Here is a 22,048-nt window from a genome sequence, read left to right on the forward strand (position 1 = left end):
ATAGACCCGCAGTTCTGTCTGGTTGAGGTCATCGCCGGACCGAGTGGTGGAGGCGGGCCCTTCGGAGCAGGGCCCGGAAGCGGATGCCGGCGTCGATGTAGTGCGGGTGGAAGTTCTGCTTCGGCAATTTGCCGACGATTCAGCTGCATTTAGGCCTGGGTCATGTGTTGAGGGGGGACGTCCGGCGTCGTGGTCTGCGTTCGGGGGTGGTGGCGTGGGCCTGCCCGCGCTGAGAGCCGGGCGTGGCGGGTCGCCGTCGGCGGGGCTGGGCGGTGTTCGGGAGGGCGGCGTGGGCCGGTGGGCGGGCGCCGGTGATCCGGGCCAGGGCGGGGTCGCCGGGGCGGACACGGGTGGTGCCTGGGGTGATGCCGGCCTTGGCCATGAGGTCGTCCATCTCGCGGCGTTGGTCGGGGAGGACGAGGGTGACGACGGTTCCCGTACGTCCGGCGCGGGCGGTGCGGCCGCCGCGGTGGAGGTAGTCCTTGTGGTCGGCGGGCGGGTCGACGTTGACGACGAGGTCGAGGTCGTCGATGTGTATGCCGCGGGCGGCGATGTTGGTGGCGACGAGCACCGTGACGTCTTTGCCGTGGAAGCCGTCCAGTGCGCGGTTGCGTTGCGACTGGGTCTTGCCGCCGTGCAGCGCGGCGGCGCGGATGCCGCGGGCGGTCAACTTGCGGACGAGGCGGTCCGCGGCGTGCTTCTTTCCGACGAACATGATCACGCGGCTTTCGCGGCCTGCGATGTGCACGGTCGTCTCGTGCTTGTCGGTGTCGGTGACGTGCAGCAGATGGTGTTCCATGGCGGTGACCGATCCGGCCGGCGGGTCGACCGAATGTGTGACGGGGGCGTTGAGGAATCGTCGGACGAGCTGGTCGATGTTGCGGTCGAGCGTGGCGGAGAACAGCATCCGCTGCCCGTCGCGCGGGGTCTGTTCCAGGAGCCGGGTGACCTGGGGGAGGAATCCCATGTCGGTCATCTGGTCGGCCTCGTCCAGCACCGTGACGCCCACGTCGGTGAGCCGGCATTCGTCGCGTTCGATCAGGTCGGTGAGGCGTCCGGGGGTGGCGATCAGGACGTCCGTGCCGCGTTTGAGGGCGTTCGCCTGGCGGGCGATCGGCAGGCCGCCGACGACGGTGGTCAGCCGGAGGCCGACCGCCTCGGCGTACGGTGCGAGCGCGTCGGTGACCTGCTGGGCGAGTTCCCGGGTGGGGACCAGGACAAGGCCGAGGGGCCGGCGGGGCTCGGCGCGCCGGCCGGCCGTGCGTGCGAGCAGTGCCAGGCCGAAGGCGAGGGTCTTGCCCGAGCCGGTGCGGCCGCGGCCGAGGACGTCACGTCCGGCGAGGGCGTTCGGCAGGGCCGCGGCCTGGATGGGGAACGGGGTCGTCATACCGCGGCGGGTCAGTGCCGTCAGCAGCGGTGCCGGCATTCGCAGGTCGGAGAACGAGTCGATGGCGGGAAGCGGTGGGGCGGACGTCTCCGGCCGCGCGAACTCCGCGGCGGGTCGGCGGCCTTGTGCGGGACGACGATGGTCGGACCCGGGACGGGGCTTGGAGGGACGCCTTCGGCCGGTCTGGTGGGGATCGCGGGGCATGGTGAAGCCTTCCTCGAAACGGCGCGTGTCGAGGAAGTGCTCCGCCGCGCCGGGTCGCTGACCGGGGGCGTGGAGGATTCTCAAGAACGAACCGGTGACGACCGGCGGGTCCGGTCGTGTAGGAAACGAATCGGTGGTCGTGGGGTCTGCGGGCACGGAGCGGTGGAGGCTCGGGCAGCACACGCGGCGGGCGGCCTCGGGGGCGCCCGCCGCGTCACGCAACGGTCAGGCGGGGACGATGTTCTCCGCCTGCGGGCCCTTCTGGCCCTGGGTGATGTCGAACGACACCTTCTGGCCCTCCTGGAGCTCACGGAAGCCCTGGGCCGCGATGTTGGAGTAGTGGGCGAAGACGTCGGCGCCGCCGCCGTCCTGCTCGATGAAGCCGAAGCCCTTTTCCGCGTTGAACCACTTGACGGTGCCGGTGGCCATGATCGTCTCCTTCTGGATCGGTCCCGGCCGCACACCCTGTGCGCCCGGGGATGCCGCGATGGCCCATCCGGAAGATCCAGAACAACAAAAATGCGCCTGAGGTCAGATCCACCAGGCGCACGCACATGTCTATGGGAACCGCAACTCTTTGAAGAATATCACACGGAACCGGATTCGGGCGGTGGCCGGTCGGCGCAGCTGTGATTTTTGGTATCGGGTGCCGGTGAGGCTTTCTGCAACGGCCGGTTCGGCGCATACTGCGGTAATGAAATCCACCGGACCTGCCAGGCGGCGGCATCTGCCCACCAGCCCTTTCCCGCCTCCGTCTGCTGCTCCACCCCTCCAGGAGTTCGCGCTCCACGACCAGGTCACCCACGACAAGCACGGGCTTGGACGGGTGGTGGCGATCGAGCCTGGAACTGCCGTCCTGGTCGATTTCGGGACGGGGAAGGTAAGGGTTCTCGCCCCGTACGTGCAGCTCTTCAAACTTTGAAACCCGCGCCGAGAAATAGCTGAGTGCTTCCGGAACGACCTGGGCGGGTTTGCACCCGGTGAATCCCCGCTCGTGCATGTCACATTCGCGTAGGCCGCGGCGGGGGCAGTGCGAGGATCTGTGCGGCCGCGGGGTCCGGAGGGGCGGTCGCACGACGGTCCTCGGCGAGCTGGACCAGGCGGGCGGAGGTGTCGGCGAACAGCAGCAGCTGGCGGGCGGTGGACGAACTGAACGCCTCCGCGCCCGGCCGTCCGAGGACGGCGAGCACACCGCGCGCGGCCTCCCCGGTGTCCAGCGGCAGGATCAGGATCGGGCCGGCCGGCAGGCCGCTGAGCGTCTGGTCGGCGGCGATCCGCGCGGACAGGGCCCGGCGGGAACTGAACGCCCGGCCGAGCATCGACCGCCCGCGCCGCACCGTCAGCCCGCGTATCCGGTCGCTGCCGGTACCGACGGCGACATCGATCCGCAAGGTGTGGGCTTCTTCGGCGGGCAGGGCGATGAACGCCAGCGGAACGCCCGCCATGGCTCGGGCCCGCTCGGCCACGAGCGTCAGGAGCCTGGGCAGGGCGACCCCGTCCAGAACTGCCGCCATCAGGCCGAACGACGCGGCCAGCCGCCGTCCGTCGGCCGCACCTCGGGACATGTTCGGTGGCCCCCAGACGGTCGCCGGCAGATCGTCGCCTGTCATGTCGTCATCCCGCTCTCCTCAGCCGCCCGGCCGACGGCCTGCAGCGCGACATGCGGGTGCTCCCGCAAGGAAGGGGCGGAGGAGACGCCGAGTCCGCCGCTGACGATGTGGTCGGCGAGCCGTTCAAGGGTCAGGCCGACGGCCCCGGCAAGGCGGCCGACCGTCTGGACGGGATGGTATTGCGGCGTCATAGCGCCGGACCTGTCTGGCCCGAAAAGGCCTGCGATTCGAGAAACCAGGGGACGCGGGCTTGGCCGTCCGCATCGAGAAATCCCTCGTCGCCGTGAGTTTACGCCCTTGGCGTGCCATCGCGGTGCCATCCACAAGCCGTCGCGGCGCCGGTGGGTTTTGCCGGTCACCGGCAAGCCTGCGAACCCGGATGTGCACATTCCGTGACGTACACTCGTGGTGTCGAGGGCATTTCGTGCGCGGGCCGCCATGCCGGCGCCGTCCCCGGCGGGATACGAACCGGTCTCGTTCTGACCGAGAATGGGGCCCTTCCATGGCCCGCGAAACCACGCAGCTCGACCTGGCGCCCGCCACACCCTCGTCGGCCGAGAGCGCGATGCCGCCGGCGCCACGCCTGCGGCTGGCCCCCGGCCGCGCAGGACGCGGAGTCATGGACGGCGGCTGGTGGCCCCGATCCCGGAACACCACCGCCGAACTCACCGAACTGGTGACCGCCCTGACCGAGCCGGGAGACACGGTCACCCGCGTGAACATCGACTTCGACGACTGGGACGCCATCCCGCTCCGCATCACCGTCCGGGAACGCGAGGTCAGAGTGGGCTGGCTGGCCCACCGCGAACACATGGTCGCGGTCACCAGTGGCCGCGCGACCCCGATCCTGCTGCTCGTCATCCCACCGGGAGCGACGCCGCCTTCGGCGGAGGCCGCTCTGGCCAGGTCCGCGGTCGAGACCGGTGCCGCGATGCCGCAGGAGATCCTGGCCTCCTGCGACATCTCCACCCGCCGCGGTTGAGCCCCCGCGAGGCCGACGATCTCGCCGGTGACCGGAGGTGAGTCGCGTCGAAGCCCTGCTCACCGCATGCCCGATTGAGCAATCGGGCATATGGCGAACAAACCGGCAAACCGTACCTGGTCTCGTGAGGTCGGCCGTGTGGCCTGTGCCAGGCCATGCCACTTCTTGATCGGAGAGCCCAGTGACCGCGCCCACACACCACAACGCCGAAAACGACGCGGGATCGGTGCTGCGGACCGCCCGATGGCAGTTGCCGGGCGGGCGCGCCGCGACCGGCCAGGCCCGCCGGAAGGTCCACGACGCCTTGCGACGGTGGGGACTGGGGCCGGCCGCCGGTGATCTCACCGACCATCTGACGGCACTCGTCCACGAATTCCTCACCCGTACCGCCACCCGTGCGCGCGGTCCGATCGATCTGCGGCTGGAGCTCCGAGCGTCCGCCCGCCTCCTGCTGAGTGAGATCCACAGTCTGTCCTCTGGCCCGGCCGAGCGCGGGCACCAGGGGCGCGAGGACATGGGCGGCTCCGGCGTGGTCGCCCTCACCTACGGACGGCGCGGCAGCCGCAATGGCATCCGGTACATCCACTCCTTCACTTGGTGGCGGCCGGACTCGGTCCCGGCCGACCGGTGATCCGGGGCCTGGTGCCCGATCCAGGGGGATGAGCATGACTGGGGACGTCGACGATCGGCCGGGCGCCACTCATGGTCGTTTGGTGGAGGCGATGAACTCCGGAGTTCTCGCCACGGACGAGTCCGGCCTGATCACCGCGTGGAACCCCGGGGCGCAGCGGCTTCTCGGCTACACCCGCGACGAGGTGCTGGGAAAGCGGATGCACCTGCTTCTGCGCCGGGACGCCGCCGGGCATGTCCCACCGGAGCGGGACTGCCGCCTCCTGCGTGCGCTCCGCACCGGAGTCTCCGCCCACGGGGACGGCGAGAGATTCGCCCATCGCGACGGGCGGCTGGTGATGTGCTCCTGGTCGGCCGCGCCCATCTACACCGGCGACCAGGCCGGGACCGGATCCGCGACGGGGGCGGTGGCCGGGCTGGTCGTCGTCTTCCAGGCCGCCGCCGACCAGGTCGCGGTCGAGCGCGAGCGGCGCGACCGGCTGGCCCAGGTGCAGCGGGCCAACTCCCGGCTGGCGCTGGTGGCCGAGATCACCACGGTGCTGTCGTCCACGTTGAACGAAAAGGACCTGCTGCGGCGGCTGGTCCGGCTCGTGGTGCCCGCGCTCGGGGACTGGGCCGAGGTCGACCTGCTGATCCCCGACGGCCGCGTCGAGCGGGTCACCGCGACGCACCGTGAAATGTCCGCCGCCGACATCGCCGGGCTGGAGGGCCCGCTTCCGCCTGTCCCGCGAACACCGCGCGGACCGCTGGCCCGAGTACTCCGCGGCAGTGCCACGGTCGTCGTCAGCGGCGGCGCCGACGTGCGCTCCGACGAACCGCTGGGGGCGGCCCAGTACGAGTTGTTCCAGGTCATGGACGCCCAGAGCGCGATCATCGCCCCGCTGGCCGCCCGTGGTGAGACCTACGGCGCGCTCACGCTGGGCTACTCCCGTCCGGGACACGGCTACGGGCCGGACGACAAGCTCGTCGTCGAGGACGTCGCGCGCCGCACCGGCCTGGTCCTGGCCAACGCCCGCCTCTACGCCGAGCAGCGCAACACGGCCGAGGCGATGCAACGCAACCTGCTCACGCCTCTGCCGCAGCCCGGTGCTCTGCGACTGGAGGCCAGGTACGTCCCCGCGACCCAGGCCAGCTGGGTCGGCGGCGACTGGTACGACGCCTTCGCGTTGCCCGATGGCGCCACGGGGCTGGTCATCGGGGACATCGTGGGCCACGACCTGCACGCGGCGGCCCGCATGGCCGAGGTCCGCAACATGCTGAGAGCCCTGGCCTGGGACATGGCCGGACCGCCAAGCGGCGTGCTGGCACGCCTCGACCGCGTCATGGCCGCCGTCAGCGACGCCGAACTCGCCACCGCCGTGTTCGGCCGCGTCGAAGGAAGCCCGGCCGGGCCATGGCACCTGCGCTGGTGCAACGCCGGTCATCCCCCGCCCCTGTTGATCACCGGCGACGGCGGCACGCATTTCCTCGACGAGCACGGACCGCTCCTCGGCGAGCCCGATCTCACCGGGACACGCCCCGACGGCACCCGCCTCCTCCCGCCGCTGTCCACCCTCGTGCTCTACACCGACGGCCTCGTCGAAACCCGTGGCACCGACCTCGCCGACCGTCTCACCAGCCTGCGCCGCCACGGCTCCCACCTGGCCCAGCTCCCCCTGCCCGACCTGTGCGACAAGCTCCTGGAGCGCGTGGAGCCCGGCGGCGAGGACGACGTGGCGCTTCTCGCCCTCCGCACCCCCGGCTGACCAGCCGGCGCGCCGTGGAGACCTCGCCCCCTCACCGGACGCGGAATGTGGGTGCCTGGCCCCGGCCGAAGTGAAGTAAAGGTACAGGGGAGGCAATCAAAGTTTACTTCAGATATCGGTAATATCGGATGTTCGAGGGTAAGACAAAGATATCCGGCAAACAATGACACCCACCTTCTGGTGGGAGATCCGCCTGGGCCGTCTCGCTCTGGATCTGTGGGGATTTCACTGACCTATCGGGTCTGTCCGTCCATTAAAACCCACCCAGGGGCCGCTATCCGCGGCTCACGGGGAAAGGGGCACAGATTCATGCTAATCGCCACTGAACGAAGAACGACCATGAGCCTCTCGCCGTATGCGGCTCCCCGGCTGGCCCTGCGGCCGTCCGCGCCTGCCGACCGCACCGGCCCAGATTCGGACGGCCCGGGCCGCACGCCGCTGGACGGCGGCTGGTGGCCCCGTTCGGCCGATCCGGTCGCCGAACTGCCCGGGCTCGTTCTGGCCTTGCAGGCCCACGGCCCGCCAGACGGGCACCGGCCCATCGCCCACATCATGCTGCGGGCGGCCGACTGGGACACCCACCCCCGCCGGCTCCGCGTCGAGGGCCCGAACGACACAAGGGAGGTTCGGCTCAGCTGGTTCCACAACCCCGCCGCCGGGCTGCTCACCGCGATATACGCCGACGGCCGGCGCATCGACCTGCTCACCGTCCCGGCCCCCACCGGCCGCGCGGCGGCCCGGGCGGCCCTGGAACTGGCGGCCCACCCCGCCAACCATCTGTCCGCCCCCGACCTGCTGGCCGGCCTAGCCGTACCTGCAGACCCGCACGACCCGGCCTGGACCGAATCGGCAGCCCAAAGCGCCTGGGAGTCCGAAGGCGGACGACTGTGCGAACATCCGGCAGCCCGCTGAACCGCACGCCACCCGGCTCGGTGGAACTCGGCCGGAGACGGAACGGTTCCTTCACGCTCCGGCGCCGATATGCCTGACGTCGCGGCGCCTCGCCTGGCAAATATTTCCCGCTTTTCTTTCATATTTAAAATTGTTTGGGTAGGATCAGAGTATCCGGCGAATCCCCGAGGAAAACGCACTCGCCGCACAGATCAAAACTCCAAGGAAGGCGCCGGCCATGCGGAACACCGGCGAACAAGGCACGACGATCAGCCTGCCATCACCCTCCACTCCGCGGCTGCTGCTGCGCCCCGCGTCCCCGCCCGGCACCCGGGTGGTGCGGCTGAGCTGGTTCGACTCCCTTCCATCCGGGCTGCTCACGGCGATCCACGCCGACGGCCGGCGCCTCGGCCTCTTCACCGTCCCGGTCCCCGTGGAGACCGGGACGGTGAGCCCTCGCGAGACGTCGAGCCCGGCCGACCAGCCGGTCGGCCCATCATCTGACCGTCCGGGTACAGCGCTTCCGCCTACCTGTGATCGGAGATCACCGTGACCGTGTCCACCGCCGCCGCGTCCACCGCCGCAGAACTCGTCCGAGTTCCAGACGAAGTGAGAATGCCCGCTCACCGGCGTCCCGGCCACACCATCGTCGCGTTGACGGGCATTTTGGACGGCGCCGCCGCTCCGGCGCTGCGCGAGCACCTGATCGCCGTGTTGCGGCACAGCGGCCGTTTGCTGATCTTCGACCTGAGGGAGGTGGCGTCCGCCGACGCGGCGGGGCTGGCCGTGCTGATCGGTATCCAACGCCGCGCCGCCGGACTCGGCATCATCCTCCGAGTCGCCGCCCCATGCACGCAGGTTGCCGCGCTGCTCAGCGTCACCGGGCTGGACCGCGCCCTCATCGTCCACCCGACCGCGGACGTCCATGCTGAAATCGCCGCATGATCCCAATGGCCGCGCCTACCCCGCGCGGCCGCGCGGGACCCGATACGCGCTGAACCGATCCCCGACCGATCACCGAGTGCGGGCGGCCCAATCGGGGTTCTGGTGGCCGGCCGGTCGCCTGGTCCGCAGCGACGAGCCAACCGAGCCGTTCGGACACGCCCCGGGCTCAGGCGACCACAGCGCGCACATGATCGGAGTCGTCTGCTGCACGCCGCAGGATCGACCAGGTAGCGGAGCCGGCGCAGTTCCACATCTCCCACCTTGCGCGCGGTAGCAACATCGCAGCGTGCCTCTAGAGAGATTCACTGATCCAGCGCCAGGCACCCCCCTCGTGCCGTGCGCGGACGAGTTGCGCGCCGCTGGAGTCGGCGAGCTCTGCGACCGCGCGGATCAGCTGACGATGGAAGTCATCGGGCGGGTGGGCGCCGGACGAGCCTCTCAGGAGGGTCACACTGACCTTGGCGTCGTCGCGAAGCTGTGCGGTCAACCGTCCGGTCTCATCCAGCCTCAGCATCACGATCGCATCAGCGCGGACCATGTCACGGCCCCCGCCGGCCTCGACCCAGACCTCGGCCACAGTCCCACTCATGGGCCTCATCTCCTCGGCTCCGACTGCCCGCAGGGCCCTCACCACTCAACATAGAGCGTTCGGCATCACGTCGGTCCGACGCGAGTGACCACCTGTCGCGGGTGGTGTGCCTGGCCGTGCCGGGACGCGTCTGCAAGGGCCAGGCTGACCGCATGGTGCGCTGGTCAGCGTGCAGCCCGAGACTGCGCGCCGTCCTAGAGGAATGGCTCGATGAACGGGCCGGCTGGAAGGGAGCCGACACCGGCCGCGCCCTGTTCCTCGACCGCCGAGGGCGTTCGCCTGTCGTCCCGCTCCGGCCACACCGTGCTGCGCACCCGGCAATTGTGCCGGTTGTCGGCGAGGACTTCGACCGGACCCTGGCGGAGGCGTCGCCGGACCTGCTGCGAACGATGATCCGCGAGATGGCGCAGCGGATGATGGACGCCGAAGTCGAGACCCTGTGCGGCGCCGGGTACGGCGAGGTGTCCGACGCCCGGGTCAACTCCCGCAACGGGTACCGGCAGCGCGAGTGGGACACCCGTGCGGGGACGATCGAGCTGGCGGTGCCGAAGCTGCGGTCGGGGTCGTACTACCCCGAGTGGCTGCTGGAGCGGCGCCGGCGGGCCGAGAGGGCCCTGGCCGGCGTGGTCGCCACGTCCTACCTGCTGGGCGTGTCGACGCGGCGGGTGGAGAAGCTCGCCGAGCAGCAACTGGGCGTCACCTGGCTGTCCAAGTCGCAGGTCAGTCTCATGGCTCGTGAGCTGGACGAGATGGTCGCCGACGGGCACCGCGAGATCCTCGGTGTCGACGTCGTGTCGTCTGAGGACGGCGCCGGGTGGCTGGCGTTCCTGCGCGGCCTGGTCGCCCACGGCCTGTCCGGGGTGAAGATGGTCACCTCCGACCGCCACGCCGGGCTGCGCGACGCGATCGCCGCCACGCTGCCCGGCGCGTCGTGGCAGCGATGCCGAACCCACTACCACCGCAACCTGGGCTCGCGCGTCCAGGAGCGACTGAACAAGGAGGTCAGGAGAAGGACCGACGTAGTCGGCATCTTCCCCGACCGCACCGCCATCATCCGCCTGGCCGGCGCGGTACGGCTGAGCAGGCAAGCGCCCCAAAGCACTGGTGTGGACTACAGAACGTGTCACCGCATGGCAGACCGCCTATGAGCGGGAACTGGCGGCGGAGCGGGAAAGAGCCGGTGGCCGTACGGTCCATATCCGGCCGGATGCCTGCGGGAGGTCAACGTCCGGTCGAGCACGGTCCCCCCCGGCCGCGGGACCGTCGGCTGGCATCGGTTCGAGCCGGCGGTGTGGCGGCCATGGCCGGGCGGCAGTCCTGCAGGAGGTGGTGGCCGTTCACTTCATCGTGACTACGACCTTGCCGGCCTTGGCGTGTCCTGCCTCGACGTAGGCCAGTGCCTCTCGGGTTTGCTCGAATGGGAGGACGCGGTCGACGACGGGCCTGATCTCGCCGGCGTCGATAAGCCGGGTGAGTTCGCGGAGTTGGTCGCCGCTGGCCTTCATGAACAGGAACGAGTACGTGACGCGGTGGCGGCGGGCGCGGCGGCGGGTCCGGAAGCTCAGCGCGGTCATCACCAGCCGGATCATCGGATCGGCCCCGAGTTCCCTGGCGAAGGCGGCGTCGGGCGGTCCCGCGATACTGATGATCTTCCCGCCGGGTTTGAGAACCCGTAGGGATCTGGTGAGGTTCTGGCCGCCGAGGGGGTCCAGGACCATGTCGTAGTCGCGCAGGACGGTCTCGAATGCCTGCTTGCGGTAGTCGACGACGACGTCCGCGCCCAGCTTCTTCACCAAGTCGATGTTGCCGGTGCTCGTGGTCGTGGCCACGGTCGCGCCCAGATGCTTGGCCAGCTGGATGGCGATGGAGCCCACGCCCCCCGAGCCGGCGTGAATGAGGACCTTCTGGCCCGATCGGATGTGCGCCCGCTCGACCAGCGCCTGCCAGGCGGTCAGGGCGACCAGGGGAAGGGAGGCGGCCTCCTGCATGGTCAGTGCGGCCGGTTTGAGCGCCACGTCGTCCTGGTGCACGGCGATGAGTTCGGCGAACGTGCCGATGCGGTCCTTGCCGGGCCGCGCGTAGACCTCCTCGCCCACCACGAACCGGCTGACGGCCGCACCCACGTCGACCACCACCCCAGCCAGGTCGTTGCCAAGGATGAACGGGACGCGGTACGGCAGGATCGCCTTGAACTCCCCGTCCCGGATCTTGACGTCGAGCGGGTTGACGCTCGCCGCGTGGATCCGGATCAGGACGTCGTCCGCGCCGACCTGCGGGTCCGGCGCATCACCGGCCTGCACACCGGCCTGGTCTCCGTAGCGTTCGACCATGAAGGCCCTCATCGTCGTGTCCTCTTCTCGTTGATGGTCGCTTCAGGCCGGGGTCGGCGTGGTCGCAAGGCTCTGCTTGACGTTGCGGGTGGTGTCGTCGGCGAGGATCTCGGGCAGGCCGCTGGCGATGCCGTGCAGGACCTGGGCGGCGACGTCGGCGGGGTCGGCCTTCTCGGCGGGAATGCCGGCGGCCATGTCGGTGTCCATGAGCCCGACGTGGAGCGCCGAGACGGCGATACCGCGGGGCGCCAGTTCCTCGCGGACCGCGTTGGTCTGCGCCCAGGCCGCGGCCTTGGCCGCCGCGTAGGCCCCGACACCGGCAGGATGCCACCACGCCAGCACAGACAGGACGTTGAACACCGCGCCGCCGCCATTGCCCTCGATGATCGGGGCGAAGGCCCGCGTCACAGCGAGCGGGCCGAAGAAGTTGGTCTCCATCTCCAGCCGCACCGCCGCCAGGTCGCTGACGATCAGTGGGGTGCCGGTGGAGATCCCGGCGTTGTTCACCAGCAGCGTCGCGTCCGAGGCGATGGCGGCCGCGGCCCGGATCGACTCCGCGTCGGTCACATCCAGGCGCACCGGGATGACGCCGGCCACGTCCACGCTCTCCGGGCGGCGCGCCGCCGCGTACACCTTCGCTCCGCGCTCGACGAGCTGGGCGGCCAGATGGCGCCCCAGCCCTCGGTTGGCGCCGGTGACCACGGCGACCGCGTCCTTCAGTTCCATGCCTGCTCCCCGGGTCGTGGGGCTCATACGGCCGAGCCCCTTGTTTAGATTATGTTCCTAATCTAAAGCAGAGAGTAGGATAGAAGTCAACCGACATCCAAGGGAGGGGGTGACCGATGGGCCGCGTTTCGCAGGCGCAGGCACGGGAGAACCGCGAGCGGGTCGTGGAGACCGCCTCCCGGTTGTTCCGCGCGCTGGGGACCCATGTCAGCGTCGCCGACCTGATGAAGGCGGCCGGCCTGACCCACGGCGGCTTCTACAAGCAGTTCGCCTCCAAAGAGGCGCTCATCGACGAAGCCACCGCCCACGCCTTCGCCGAGTTCACCCAGCGCTACGCCACCGCGCTCGAACAGTTCAGCGGGCGACGCGACGCCGCCCAGCAGGCGTTCATCGACGCCTACCTGTCGGTCGAGCATCGCGACGCCCCCGCCGACGGCTGCCCCCTCGCCGCACTTGCCGGCGACATGGCACGCGAACCCGGCAGCCAGGAGGCCCGCCAGGTCTACACCGAGGGCGTCGGGCACTTCGCCGACTGGCTCGCCACCGAGGACCAGGACGGCATCATCCGGCTGTGCACGATGCTCGGCGCACTCCTGCTGGCCCGCGCCACCAAGGACTCCCCCCTGTCAGAGGAGATCCTCACCGCGACACGGACCGCTCTGGCAGCGACCGCTCAGTCCGGCACGTGAGGTTCCGCCCGCGGTACACCGGCAGCACGACGTGGACCTGCGCGGACCTGCGCGGCCGCCCGGTCCCGGGCCGACCACAACGGGCGCGCCTCCGGAGCTTCCGGCTGACCCTTCCCGCGGCCCCGTACGGAGGTAGCCGACGGCGTCCACGAGCGTCCGGCCGGTGTTCACGCATCTACCATGAGGAGGCAAGGCCAAGAGGGGCAGGAGACTGCCTCGGACAGTGCCGCGTACGCGCTGTCACCGAGGCTGATCGACGCCGCGGCGACGTTCTCCTCCAGGTGGGCGGCCTGTGAGGTACCGGGGATGGGCAGCATGTTCGGTGCGCTGCGCAGCAGCCAGGCCAGGGCGAGCTGGGCTGGGCTGGCGTTGTGCTCCTCGGCGGCCGCCTCCAGGGGGCTCGGACAGGCCGATGTGGCGGATCTTTCCTTCGTCCTGGAGCAGTTTCAGTTCGCCCAGCGACTCCTCCAGAGGTACCTGGGGGTCGACGCGCGCCAGATGCCGGGACCCGGGCGTACGAAGCCACCCTTGGTCGCGATCACCAGTTCGTCCCGGTACGGGTGCAGGGCCTTTGCGATGAGCTGATCGGCGACGAAAGGACCGTACGCGTCGGCGGTGTCGATCAGTGTGACGCCCAGCTCGACTGCGCGCCGCAGCACCCGTACAGCCTCGGCCTCGTCCCGCGGCGGCCCCCACCTTCCCGGACCGACGAGCTGCATCGCGCCGTAACCGATCCGGTTGACCTCCAGGTCACCTCCGATCCGGAAGGTGCCCGCCGCCGCGGCAGGCGCACTGCTCGAAGGAGAGTTCACAGTCATGTACGGCCTTCCAGCTTTATGGACGTTCCCTCCGGGCCGGGCTGAGCCCTTGGGGGTGAGAGGAAGGTCCGTCTCACCGCGAGGGCGGCCGATCCGGGGCATGTCAGCCCGCTCCGCTCATGGCTTCCCCGCAGGAGGGTGTCGAACACCGGCATCCGCGGGCCTGGACCGGATTCCGGCCGGCCGCCCTCAGGGAAGCTGCGGGTAGAGCACGGAAACGCCTCCGGCCAGCGCAGCCTGCGCCTGGCGGGAGGCGTTGTCGGCGAGGATTTCGTAGGCGCCGGCGGTGATGCCGTCGACGGCGATCCGGGCGATGTCGGCGGGGTCGGACTTGGCCGCGTCGACAGTCCGGATCATGTCGGTGTCCATGTAGCCGACGTGTAGTCCGGTCACTCGGATGCCCTGGTCGGCTAGCTGCAGGCGCAGGGCGTTGGTGAGCGACCACTCCGCGGACTTGGCGGCGCAGTAGGCACCGGCCTCGGGGAAGCTGACCCAGGACAGGCCGGATAGGACGTTGAGGATCGCGCCGCCTCCGTTGGCTGCGATCTGAGGTGCGAAGCTCCGGATCACTGACAGGGTGCCGAGGTAGTGGGTCTCCATCTCCAGGCGGATGTCGTCCAGGTCGCCGGTGAGCAGGTCGGCGCCGGGAGGTGAGCCGGCGTTGTTGATCAGGACGGTCACGTCGCCGGTGGCCTGGGCGGCTGCGGCGACGGAGGCGGGGTCGGTGATGTCGAGCGCGATCGGTTTGACGCCCGGCAGGTCGACCCGGTCGGGGTTGCGGGCTCCGGCGTAGACGGTGGCGCCGCGGCCGAGCACTTCGGAGGCGAGCGCTCGGCCGAAGCCCCGGTTGGCGCCGGTGACAAGGACGGTGCTGGTGGAGAGGTCCATGGAAGGCTCCTGTTCGATGACGAAGGGTCGGATGATCGAATCGGGGGGGGCAGCTTCCACTCGCCGGTCCTGGACGCGTCGGCGGGGACCATAGGCTGTAGTAGACGGTGCCGTCGTTGCCGCGGGTGTTGCCGATGATCGCCTCGCCCACCTGCCCGGTGACCAGCACCGTGCGTTGCCCGGACGCAGAGAGGCGCATCAGCTCCGGTCGCCGGTCAGGAAGACCAGGCGGGTGGCGTCGCCGCCGACCGGTCTGCCGGCGAGGTCGGAGGAGGGTCCTCGGCTGTGCCTTGCCGACGTCGGACGTGCTCGTAACACGCTTCACTCCTCGGCGCTCTTGAGATCGAGGTGTCAGACGGGCATCCGGTTGAATTTGCGGATCCCCTTGTCGAACGTTCCGGTGGGGGCGAGGCGGCGCAGCGTGCTCATGCGTCTGGCCAGCGGGCCGGCGGTGTAGCGCAGCTTCGGCTTCGGGGCGGTGGCCGCGGTGACGATGACCTTGGCGACGACGGCGGGGTCGTCGCCGTCCTTCATCGCCGCTGCGATCACCTCGTCGAAGACGCGCCGTCGCTGCGCGTACACCGGCAGTGGGGTGTCGGGCTGCGCGGCATTGGCGTCGAAGCTGGTCTTGGTGTACGCGGGCTGGACGAGGAGCACCCGGACGCCGTGCTCGCGAACCTCGTGGTCCACCGACTCGGAGTAGCCCTCGATCGCGTGCTTCGCCGCTGCATACAGGGCCATGTAGGGCTGGGGGACGATCCCGAGGACGGAGGAGATGTTGATGACGCGCCCGCCCCCCTGAGCTCGCATGTGCGGCAGGACGGCCTTGGTCATGCGCATGACGCCGAAGACGTTGATGTTGAAGACGCTCCGGGCCTGGGCGATGGAGTTCTCCTCGACGGCACCCGCCGATCCGATACCCGCGTTGTTGACCAGGACGTCGATTCGCCCGAACCGTTCGATCACCTGCCGGACCGCGGCGTCGGCGGATTCGTCACCGGCCACGTCGAGGTCGAGGAACGTCACGCCGGCGGGCGGGGTGAGCTCCGAGGTGCTTCGGCCGGTTCCGATCACCACGAAATCTGCTGCGACCAGGGCGATTGCAGTTGCCTTGCCGATACCCGATGACGCACCCGTCACGAGTGCCACCGGCCGGGTTGTCGTCATCGTGGACTCCTCACTTCATTGAATTACGATCGTTTATCTTACGTTCGTAAGACCATACAGTGAGAACTGGCGACTGGCAAGGCGTCCGCTCCGGCAATCGCGGAAGCGTGGGGTGCGGTACCGCCAAGCGCCCAAGCGGGCAACGAAAGGGGCGGCTCAGCGCCAGGGCCGACCGCATCTACAGAGGGATTGGACGTCGGGGGGTGCGCTGCAGGGCAGCCGCCACCCGTGAGCGGCACACCCCATGGCCGGCGCACCGTCAAACTCCGCGCTCACAAACTCCGCGCCCAAGTGCAGCGAGGAGATCGGGAGCCGCCTCCTCTGATCAACCGTGCCCCATCGGGCCGGTCGCATGGGATGACCGCCCGACAGCGAGACACCCGGCGCTGACATCGGCGCGATGGCCCCTTCGCGCCGCAGCCCCAGGCAGTCGGTGGGCAGGACAGGGGGAGAGCTCGTGGGAGTGGAGTGGTTTCCCGGCGCGGGTCACCGTCTGGTGATGCGGTGCCTCAGATGTGCTGCTCGGCGCCGAGCAGGGCGAGGGCGTTGTGGATGCCCTGCTCGAGGAGGCCGTCGGAGAGTTGCCGGTCGGTCAGGGCGCGGGAGAGCTGTAGCGTCCCGGCCAGCATGCCGAGGAGGCTGAGCGCCTTCACGCGGGCCGAGGGCGGATCGTCGGGTGTCATGCGGGTGGCGATGCCGTCGATGAGGACCAGCACGCCGTCGGTGTACGCCTGCCTGGTTGCGTCCGCGCAGCGCCCGATCTCATCCAGCAGGGCGGCATTGGGGCAGCCGTCGCCGGGATTGTCGCGGTGCTGGGCTGACAGGTAATAGCGCACGATCTGTTCGAGTCCGGCCAGGCCGGGCTCCGCCTGCGCGACGATGTTCTCGTTCAGCGCGTGCAATTGGTCGGCGACTGCGGTGGCGACAAGGTCGTCCTTGGATGTGAAGTGGGCGTAGAAGGCGCCGTTGGTCAGCCCCGCGTCCTTCATGAGCGTGGCGACCCCAGAGCCGTCGATGCCGTCGCGCTTGAGCCGGCGGCCCGCCGTTTCGATGATCCGCTGCCGCGTCTCCTGCTTGTGCTCTTTCCCGTACCGCATCGTGCGCTCCTCCGCCGCCGGAAGGGCCGCTTGCCCTCCACCGACTTCCTCATCGTATGGTATTGCGAGTGTAATTTAATGGGGCGGCCAATCCTCTCGCCAGATCGCCCACCCCGCCATCGTCCGCGTCGCGGACTTCGAACGGGCCCAGCACACCCGCGCCCGCAGGTACCTGCATCCGGCGGAGCTACCTGCTGCGCGGCCTTCTGTGGTGCGGGTTGTGCGGTCGGCGGATGCAGGGTGCCTGGAACAACGGCCAGCGAACCGTCGTTGTCGACACCGGCGCGGAGAGAATCCCTCGTGGTGAAGTTGAGCAGGCCGCGCTGTGCCGACGGCTCGGCCTCGAACTGACCTACGACCATCACGGCCGAAGCATTAGCCGGGCCGCCCATTCGTCATGCATAGATCTTCAGAGTTATGCATGATCACGTGTCCGAGGGCGACACGCCCTGAAGACACATGGCCCGTCCATTCAACGCTCGGCGCGCCGCACCGCATTCTGGTCGGCACATAGTCCGCGTCCAACCGTCGGATTCGAGCCTGCACACACAGGTCCAAATGCCTGGCGTGCACGATCAACAATATTGTCACTGGTGGGTGCTGTCAGAGCCACCCAGCGACGGCTCCGCCCCGAACGGTCCGTCCCTCGCCACCTGTTCATCGGATAAGAAATCCACTGGCAGCCGGCGACGTCGGAGCCGCGACCAGGCGAAACGAAAGGAGTCCTGGTATTCAAATGAGAACCTCTTGTTCCCGTCTGGGGATGGGTGCTCGGCTCGTTCAGGTGCCAGGGCGAGAAGAGGTGAGGGCCCGGCGGGTGCCGGGCCCTCTGGGTGGGGCGATCGCCGTGGTGGCGCTCGGTGCCGGTTGGTGGGCCGGTGTTGGGCCGCCGCCCGGGGGGATCCGGGAGCGGTGCTGTGGTCTTATCGGGAGGCCTTGCCGAAGATGACTTGGCCTCCGTGGTCGATCCGGCTTGGGTCGGAGGCCTTGCCGATGGTGGCCTCGCCCTCGTCGTGGATCTTGACGTTGCTGTTGCCGCAGACCTCGGCGATGGAGATCTGGCCCAGCACGCCGACGTAGACGCTGCTGTCGCCGGAGGCCGTGCCGATGGTGGCCTGACCCCCGCCCATGAGATCGACGCAGACGTCGTCGCAGATCTCGTCGATGCTGGCCCGGGCGTTGCCTTCGACGGCGGCCAGGGTGTTGTCGACGGTGATCTGGGACCGCTTGGACATCTTGCCGATGGTGGCCCGGCCGCTGTTGTCGACGCGGACCCGTGCCCCCCAGCGCTCGGAGGGATCGGTGATGTCGCCGCAGACCTCGCCGATGGTGGCCTGGCCGCCACTGGCGAGGACGCCGCTCTGGTCGGAGGCCTTGCCGATGGTGGCCCGGCCGCCGCTGAAGATGGCGACGTAACTGCGGCTGCCGGCCTGGTCGATGGTGGCCTGGCCGCTGTCGACATAGACGTCGCTGCAGTCGCGGACCTCGCCGATGGTGAGTCGGCCGTCGTCGTCGACCTCGGCCTGGCTCTGCTCGGAGAGCTTGCCGATGGTGGCCTGGCCGCCGCGGACGCCGACGTGAGTCCGGTTGCGGACCTCGTCGATGATCGCCCGGCCGCCGCTGAACACGGCGACAGAGCCCGAGTCGAGAACCTGGCCGATGGTGACCTGGCCGCCCTTCAGGACGGCGACGCGACCGGTGACGGCCTCGTAGGTCGCGGTGTGTCCCGGACGGACAACGATGTCGAACTCGCTGAGCTCCATGGTCGTCATGGCTGATCCTTCTCGTCATGGTTTGCGTTGCGCCCTGCTGATGCGAAGGCACCGAAGATGACCGTATAGACCACGCCCTGCCCCGCAACAGCAACCGGGACAAGGTCCCCAGCCCGCCGCCGGTGGAGTTCGGCTCGCGCCGAACCGAACTCACCGACAGAACACCGCTCGCGGCCAGGACCCGAGCGCGCAAAGACGAATCGCTACTGGCCGTTCCCATCCTCCTCATGGCCGGCCCGGTCAATCTCGTTCGCCCTCGGCTTGGCTTCGTCTGCGGGCACTTCAGATTGACCACTCCAGCCAGGGACGGCGCGGCGGCGGCTGGGGAGGAAGAGGCAGGCTCTGGTCGTCAGGATGTGGCTGCGGCCTGTTGGGCCTGGGTGCGGCTGAGCCGGTAGGACTGGGTGCCGGTCTCGATGATGGTGGCGTTGAAGGTGAGCCGGTCGACGATGGCGGCGCAAAGGCGCGGGTCGGTGAACGTCCTGGTCCAGCCGCCGAACGACTCGTTGGAGGCGATGGCGACGCTGGAGGTCTCCTCCCGATCGGTCAGCACCTGGAAGAGCAGGTCGGCGCCGCGTTTGTCGAGTTCGAGATAGCCCAGCTCGTCGATGCAGAGCAGGTCGACGCGGCCGTAGCGGGCGATGGTCTTGTTGAGGACGAGTTCGTCGGCGGCCTCGACCAGCTCGTTGACCAGCCGGGCGGCCAGCACGTATTTGACCCGGAAGCCGGCCATCGCTGCCTCGGTGCCCAGCGAGATCAGCAGGTGGGACTTGCCGGTCCCCGAGTCGCCGATCAGGCAGAGTGGCTCACCCCTGCGCACCCATTCGCAGGTGGCCAGGGCGTTGACGACGGCGGGCGGGACGTTGGGGTTGGCCTCGAAGTCGAAGTCGCGCAGCGCCTTTTGGCGGGGGAACCCGGCGGCCTTGATCCGGCGTTCGGAGCGGCGGCGTTGCCGGTCCTCGCACTCGGCCATCAGCAGCTCGGCCAGGAACCCGCGGTAGGTGAGCTGTTCGCGTTCGGCGGCGTCGGCGGTGGCGAGGAACTGGTTGCGGACGGTCGGCAGCCGCAGCATCCGGCGGGCCTGGTCGATGGCGGCCTCGGCGGCTGGTTCGGTCAGTCCGCGCTGGTGGGTCAGCTGCTGGTGGGTGGTCATGAGGCATCTCCCTGGGATGCGGGACGGTGGCGCAGCAGCTGGTCATAGACGGCCACCCAGGGCGGCGGCCGGGTGTCGACCGGCAGCCTGGCCAGCCGGTGCTGGGTGAGCGAGATGATCTCTTCAGGGATCTGGGTAGGCCGTCCGACCGGTCGCCCGCCGGAGGCGCCAGCCGATGCTGGGCCGGTGCGCGGATCGGGTGAGGTCTCAGCACGGGTGTCGGCCTGGTCGGCCTGGGCGGCTTTGCGGGCCTCGACCGCGACGACGTCGGCGGTCCGCGCCCCGACGCGCAGTGCCGCGGCGATCCCGGCCACCACGTGTTCGTGGGCCATGCTGCGGTGCATCATCAGCACCTCGATCAGCGCGCGGGCGCCGGCGTCAGTGCCGTGGGCCTTGCGGACCGCGGCCCACCAGGCGTCATGGACCGGGGTGAACTTCCCGGCCGCCTGCGCCTGCTCCAGCGCGGTCGCTCCGGGCAACGCCCCCGGTTTGCGTAGCAGGACCTCCAGATAGTGGTCCAACTCCAGCCGGCAGCCGTTCTTGGCGATCAGCCGTTCATGCCGGGCCACCAGGGTGGCGCCGTCGAAGACCAGCAGCTCATCCGAATGCAGCAGCACCCGAACCCGGCGGCCGACCAGGTGCACCGGCACCGAGTAACGGTTGGTGCGCACGCAGATCTGCGCGCGGCGATCGACCCGCGGCCGGAACTCCCGCCCGGTCTGGAAGGCCTCGTCCGGCAGCGGCGCCAGCAGCGGCTGCTCGGTCGCGAAGTACTCGGCGATGGTGTGCGTCCGGGACCCGATCCGCCGCTGGTCATCAGCGGCGTCCCACTGATCGATCAGCGTGTTGAGTTCGGCCAGCGTCGACACTTTCGGGACCGGGACCAGGTGATTGCGGCGGAACCGGCCCACCTCGCCCTCGACCCCGCCCTTCTCATGGGCGCCGGCCAACCCCGGCCGGCAGTAGAAGGCTTCCAGGCCATAGTGCGAACGGAACGCCGTCCACCGCTCGGTCTCCACCCGGGCCCGGGTGAACCCCAGCACCTGGGCGACCGCCGAGCTGAGGTTGTCGTAACGCACCTTGCCGGTCGGCACTCCGCCCAGCACGCTCAGAGCGTGCTCGTGTCCTTCCAGGAACGCCTCCTGTCCGCAGGAGCGGAAGATGCGGTGCACGGCCTTGCCCGAGTACGACATCCGGAACACAAACAGGTGGCACTTGGTCACCTTCCCGGCCAGCTCCACGTACACATCACCGAAGTCCACCTCGGCCTCGGCGCCCGGCCGGTGCGTCTGGGAGATCGGCACTTCCGCCGGCCCGCGTCCGGCCTCCTGGCGGATTCCTGGGCGGCGGGCCGCGACGTAGTTGCAGACGGTGGAGTAGGAGATGCCTTCCATCTCGTGCTCGGCGACCAGCCGGTCGACGATTCTTCTGACCGTGTGGCGCTGCTTGCGCGGCGCGTCCAGGTCCGCCCGCAGCATCTGATCGACCGCCGGTTTGAACGGATCGAGCCGGGACCGCCGCGGCGGCATCCGCTTGCGCGCCTGGGGCCAGGCCGAGGTCAGCGCCTCACGCACCATCCGCCGATGCACCCCGTACTTACGTGCCAAGGCGCGCACGCCCAAGCCTTCGAGCCGCGCGTCCCGCCGGATCGCGGCGAACAACTCCACCTTGGTCATCCGAGCCATCGACGCTCCTTCACTCGGAGCGCGCTCAGCTTCCCACCGCAACCCTCAGGTGGGGCCAAAACTCGCTGGAACGGTATCGATCGTTCAGGCAGTGGGGCCGCAGCTCACTGGTAGATGGGGCCGCGACTCGTTCCTAGAACCACACCCACACCAGGCGGACGAGCGCGTTCGCGAACACCCAGGTCAGCGGCACCGATGCGCGTCAACGAGCATCCCGGATGAGACTTTTCTCTACGTTTCAAGCGCGGCGGACCGGCGGCCGCCGCGCCCGGCCCGGCAGTCCGAGCGCCGCCATACGCCAGGACGCCGCTCACGAGCCCGCGAGCCGCTAGCAGGGCCGCTGGGACTCAGATCTCAATGACGGCGAACGCTCGCCGCCTGCGAGCCCGCCGACACCACTGCGGCGCCGGCAAAGACCGTCATCGTCACGCCCACTCCAAGCAAGGCCGTGACGATGACGCCGAAGGCCGCGGCCCCGCCGACGAAGACGAGAGCCGCCAAGCCGACACTGATCCGTGTCCCGGACGTCGTCGGCCACAATCACCAGAAGGCCCAGGACGAGCTGCAGGCACATGGCCTGTTCATGCTCGCGGAGAAGGACGCGACCGGTCAGGGGCGGATGCTGCTGTGGGACCGGAACTGGGTCGTCGTCCGTCAGGCCCCATCGGCCGGCACCCGCGTCAAGCCCGGCACCACCATCACGCTGTACTCAAAGAAGATCGGCGAGTAGCACCGCCTGA

General features: G+C 69.6%; 24 protein-coding genes and 1 pseudogene. 11 read left to right on the forward strand and 14 right to left on the reverse strand.

What is annotated here, in order from left to right; genetic code table 11:
* Positions 1-160: 160 nt before the first annotated feature.
* On the reverse strand, positions 161-1,591 hold the full coding sequence (locus tag ACQPZP_RS04905) for a DEAD/DEAH box helicase (RefSeq protein WP_433479552.1): 1,431 nt from the start codon (positions 1,589-1,591) through the stop codon (positions 161-163).
* 225 nt (positions 1,592-1,816) lie between these two features.
* Entirely contained in the window at positions 1,817-2,020 is a 204-nt protein-coding gene (locus ACQPZP_RS04910) for a cold-shock protein (RefSeq protein WP_030475722.1), read from the reverse strand.
* Between the two features lie 265 nt (positions 2,021-2,285).
* Between ACQPZP_RS04910 and ACQPZP_RS04915 the strand changes: the two genes are divergently transcribed.
* Positions 2,286-2,513 carry a hypothetical protein gene (locus ACQPZP_RS04915; RefSeq protein WP_433476434.1) on the forward strand — a complete coding sequence of 76 codons (228 nt, stop codon included), beginning with the start codon at positions 2,286-2,288 and terminating at the stop codon, positions 2,511-2,513.
* Positions 2,514-2,592: 79 nt separating this feature from the next.
* On the opposite strand, the gene ACQPZP_RS04920 is transcribed toward ACQPZP_RS04915, so the two are convergent.
* Complete coding sequence (locus tag ACQPZP_RS04920) at positions 2,593-3,201, reverse strand: GAF domain-containing protein (RefSeq protein ID WP_433476435.1); 609 nt, start codon at positions 3,199-3,201, stop codon at positions 2,593-2,595.
* A complete protein-coding gene (locus ACQPZP_RS04925; protein WP_433476436.1) occupies positions 3,198-3,392 on the reverse strand; it encodes a hypothetical protein in 195 nt (64 codons plus the stop codon). The genes ACQPZP_RS04920 and ACQPZP_RS04925 overlap by 4 nt, the downstream gene beginning before the upstream one ends.
* A gap of 311 nt (positions 3,393-3,703) precedes the next feature.
* Here ACQPZP_RS04925 and ACQPZP_RS04930 point away from each other — a divergent pair, with 311 nt between their 5' ends.
* The 6 genes from ACQPZP_RS04930 to ACQPZP_RS04955 all read left to right on the forward strand — a co-directional run bounded on the left by ACQPZP_RS04930 (position 3,704) and on the right by ACQPZP_RS04955 (position 8,394).
* On the forward strand, positions 3,704-4,183 hold the full coding sequence (locus tag ACQPZP_RS04930; protein WP_433476437.1) for a DUF5994 family protein: 480 nt from the start codon (positions 3,704-3,706) through the stop codon (positions 4,181-4,183).
* A 181-nt stretch (positions 4,184-4,364) separates the two neighbouring features.
* Complete coding sequence (locus ACQPZP_RS04935) at positions 4,365-4,814, forward strand: hypothetical protein (protein ID WP_433476438.1); 450 nt, start codon at positions 4,365-4,367, stop codon at positions 4,812-4,814.
* 34 nt (positions 4,815-4,848) lie between these two features.
* Positions 4,849-6,558 carry a SpoIIE family protein phosphatase gene (locus ACQPZP_RS04940; protein ID WP_433476439.1) on the forward strand — a complete coding sequence of 570 codons (1,710 nt, stop codon included), beginning with the start codon at positions 4,849-4,851 and terminating at the stop codon, positions 6,556-6,558.
* 339 nt (positions 6,559-6,897) lie between these two features.
* Complete coding sequence (locus ACQPZP_RS04945) at positions 6,898-7,470, forward strand: DUF5994 family protein (RefSeq protein WP_433476440.1); 573 nt, start codon at positions 6,898-6,900, stop codon at positions 7,468-7,470.
* A gap of 217 nt (positions 7,471-7,687) precedes the next feature.
* The gene (locus tag ACQPZP_RS04950; protein ID WP_433476441.1) at positions 7,688-8,002 is read left to right on the forward strand and encodes a hypothetical protein; all 315 of its coding nucleotides are present in this window, start codon (positions 7,688-7,690) and stop codon (positions 8,000-8,002) included.
* Positions 7,999-8,394 carry an STAS domain-containing protein gene (locus ACQPZP_RS04955; protein ID WP_433476442.1) on the forward strand — a complete coding sequence of 132 codons (396 nt, stop codon included), beginning with the start codon at positions 7,999-8,001 and terminating at the stop codon, positions 8,392-8,394. Before ACQPZP_RS04950 ends, ACQPZP_RS04955 begins: the two co-directional genes overlap by 4 nt.
* Before the next feature lie 292 nt (positions 8,395-8,686).
* Here ACQPZP_RS04955 and ACQPZP_RS04960 read toward each other — a convergent pair whose 3' ends face one another.
* Positions 8,687-8,971 (reverse strand): hypothetical protein, encoded by a 285-nt coding sequence (locus ACQPZP_RS04960; RefSeq protein ID WP_433476443.1) that lies wholly within the window; start codon positions 8,969-8,971, stop codon positions 8,687-8,689.
* Positions 8,972-9,303: 332 nt separating this feature from the next.
* On the opposite strand from ACQPZP_RS04960, the gene ACQPZP_RS04965 reads away from it, so the two are divergent.
* Positions 9,304-10,131 (forward strand): transposase, encoded by an 828-nt coding sequence (locus ACQPZP_RS04965; RefSeq protein ID WP_433479553.1) that lies wholly within the window; start codon positions 9,304-9,306, stop codon positions 10,129-10,131.
* A 189-nt stretch (positions 10,132-10,320) separates the two neighbouring features.
* Here the strand turns inward: ACQPZP_RS04965 and ACQPZP_RS04970 are convergent, their stop codons facing one another.
* On the reverse strand, positions 10,321-11,325 hold the full coding sequence (locus ACQPZP_RS04970; protein ID WP_433476444.1) for an NADP-dependent oxidoreductase: 1,005 nt from the start codon (positions 11,323-11,325) through the stop codon (positions 10,321-10,323).
* Positions 11,326-11,355: 30 nt separating this feature from the next.
* A complete protein-coding gene (locus tag ACQPZP_RS04975) occupies positions 11,356-12,039 on the reverse strand; it encodes an SDR family oxidoreductase (RefSeq protein ID WP_433476445.1) in 684 nt (227 codons plus the stop codon).
* A gap of 116 nt (positions 12,040-12,155) precedes the next feature.
* Between ACQPZP_RS04975 and ACQPZP_RS04980 the strand changes: the two genes are divergently transcribed.
* Complete coding sequence (locus ACQPZP_RS04980; protein WP_433476446.1) at positions 12,156-12,728, forward strand: TetR/AcrR family transcriptional regulator; 573 nt, start codon at positions 12,156-12,158, stop codon at positions 12,726-12,728.
* 167 nt (positions 12,729-12,895) lie between these two features.
* Here the strand turns inward: ACQPZP_RS04980 and ACQPZP_RS04985 are convergent.
* The 4 genes and pseudogenes from ACQPZP_RS04985 to ACQPZP_RS05000 all read right to left on the reverse strand — a co-directional run bounded on the left by ACQPZP_RS04985 (position 12,896) and on the right by ACQPZP_RS05000 (position 16,698).
* Positions 12,896-13,546 (reverse strand): annotated as a pseudogene (locus tag ACQPZP_RS04985) (aldo/keto reductase).
* Positions 13,547-13,735: 189 nt separating this feature from the next.
* A complete protein-coding gene (locus ACQPZP_RS04990) occupies positions 13,736-14,434 on the reverse strand; it encodes an SDR family oxidoreductase (protein ID WP_433476447.1) in 699 nt (232 codons plus the stop codon).
* 351 nt (positions 14,435-14,785) lie between these two features.
* On the reverse strand, positions 14,786-15,601 hold the full coding sequence (locus ACQPZP_RS04995; protein ID WP_433476448.1) for an oxidoreductase: 816 nt from the start codon (positions 15,599-15,601) through the stop codon (positions 14,786-14,788).
* Between the two features lie 509 nt (positions 15,602-16,110).
* Complete coding sequence (locus ACQPZP_RS05000; RefSeq protein WP_433476449.1) at positions 16,111-16,698, reverse strand: TetR/AcrR family transcriptional regulator; 588 nt, start codon at positions 16,696-16,698, stop codon at positions 16,111-16,113.
* Positions 16,699-16,892: 194 nt separating this feature from the next.
* Here ACQPZP_RS05000 and ACQPZP_RS05005 point away from each other — a divergent pair, with 194 nt between their 5' ends.
* The gene (locus ACQPZP_RS05005; protein ID WP_433479554.1) at positions 16,893-17,123 is read left to right on the forward strand and encodes a hypothetical protein; all 231 of its coding nucleotides are present in this window, start codon (positions 16,893-16,895) and stop codon (positions 17,121-17,123) included.
* A gap of 498 nt (positions 17,124-17,621) precedes the next feature.
* Here ACQPZP_RS05005 and ACQPZP_RS05010 read toward each other — a convergent pair whose 3' ends face one another.
* The 3 genes from ACQPZP_RS05010 to istA form a co-directional block, all read right to left on the reverse strand.
* Positions 17,622-18,470: a hypothetical protein gene (locus ACQPZP_RS05010; RefSeq protein WP_433476450.1), complete on the reverse strand. Its 849-nt coding sequence runs from the start codon at positions 18,468-18,470 to the stop codon at positions 17,622-17,624.
* A 349-nt stretch (positions 18,471-18,819) separates the two neighbouring features.
* Positions 18,820-19,623: an IS21-like element helper ATPase IstB gene (gene istB / locus ACQPZP_RS05015; protein WP_433476451.1), complete on the reverse strand. Its 804-nt coding sequence runs from the start codon at positions 19,621-19,623 to the stop codon at positions 18,820-18,822.
* Entirely contained in the window at positions 19,620-21,299 is a 1,680-nt protein-coding gene (istA, locus tag ACQPZP_RS05020) for an IS21 family transposase (protein ID WP_433479555.1), read from the reverse strand. Before istA ends, istB begins: the two co-directional genes overlap by 4 nt.
* 463 nt (positions 21,300-21,762) lie before the next feature.
* Between istA and ACQPZP_RS05025 the strand changes: the two genes are divergently transcribed.
* The gene (locus ACQPZP_RS05025) at positions 21,763-22,038 is read left to right on the forward strand and encodes a PASTA domain-containing protein (RefSeq protein ID WP_433476452.1); all 276 of its coding nucleotides are present in this window, start codon (positions 21,763-21,765) and stop codon (positions 22,036-22,038) included.
* Positions 22,039-22,048 lie beyond the last annotated feature (10 nt).

The organism is Spirillospora sp. CA-142024, from assembly GCF_050942325.1.
Taxonomy (GTDB): domain Bacteria; phylum Actinomycetota; class Actinomycetes; order Streptosporangiales; family Streptosporangiaceae; genus Spirillospora.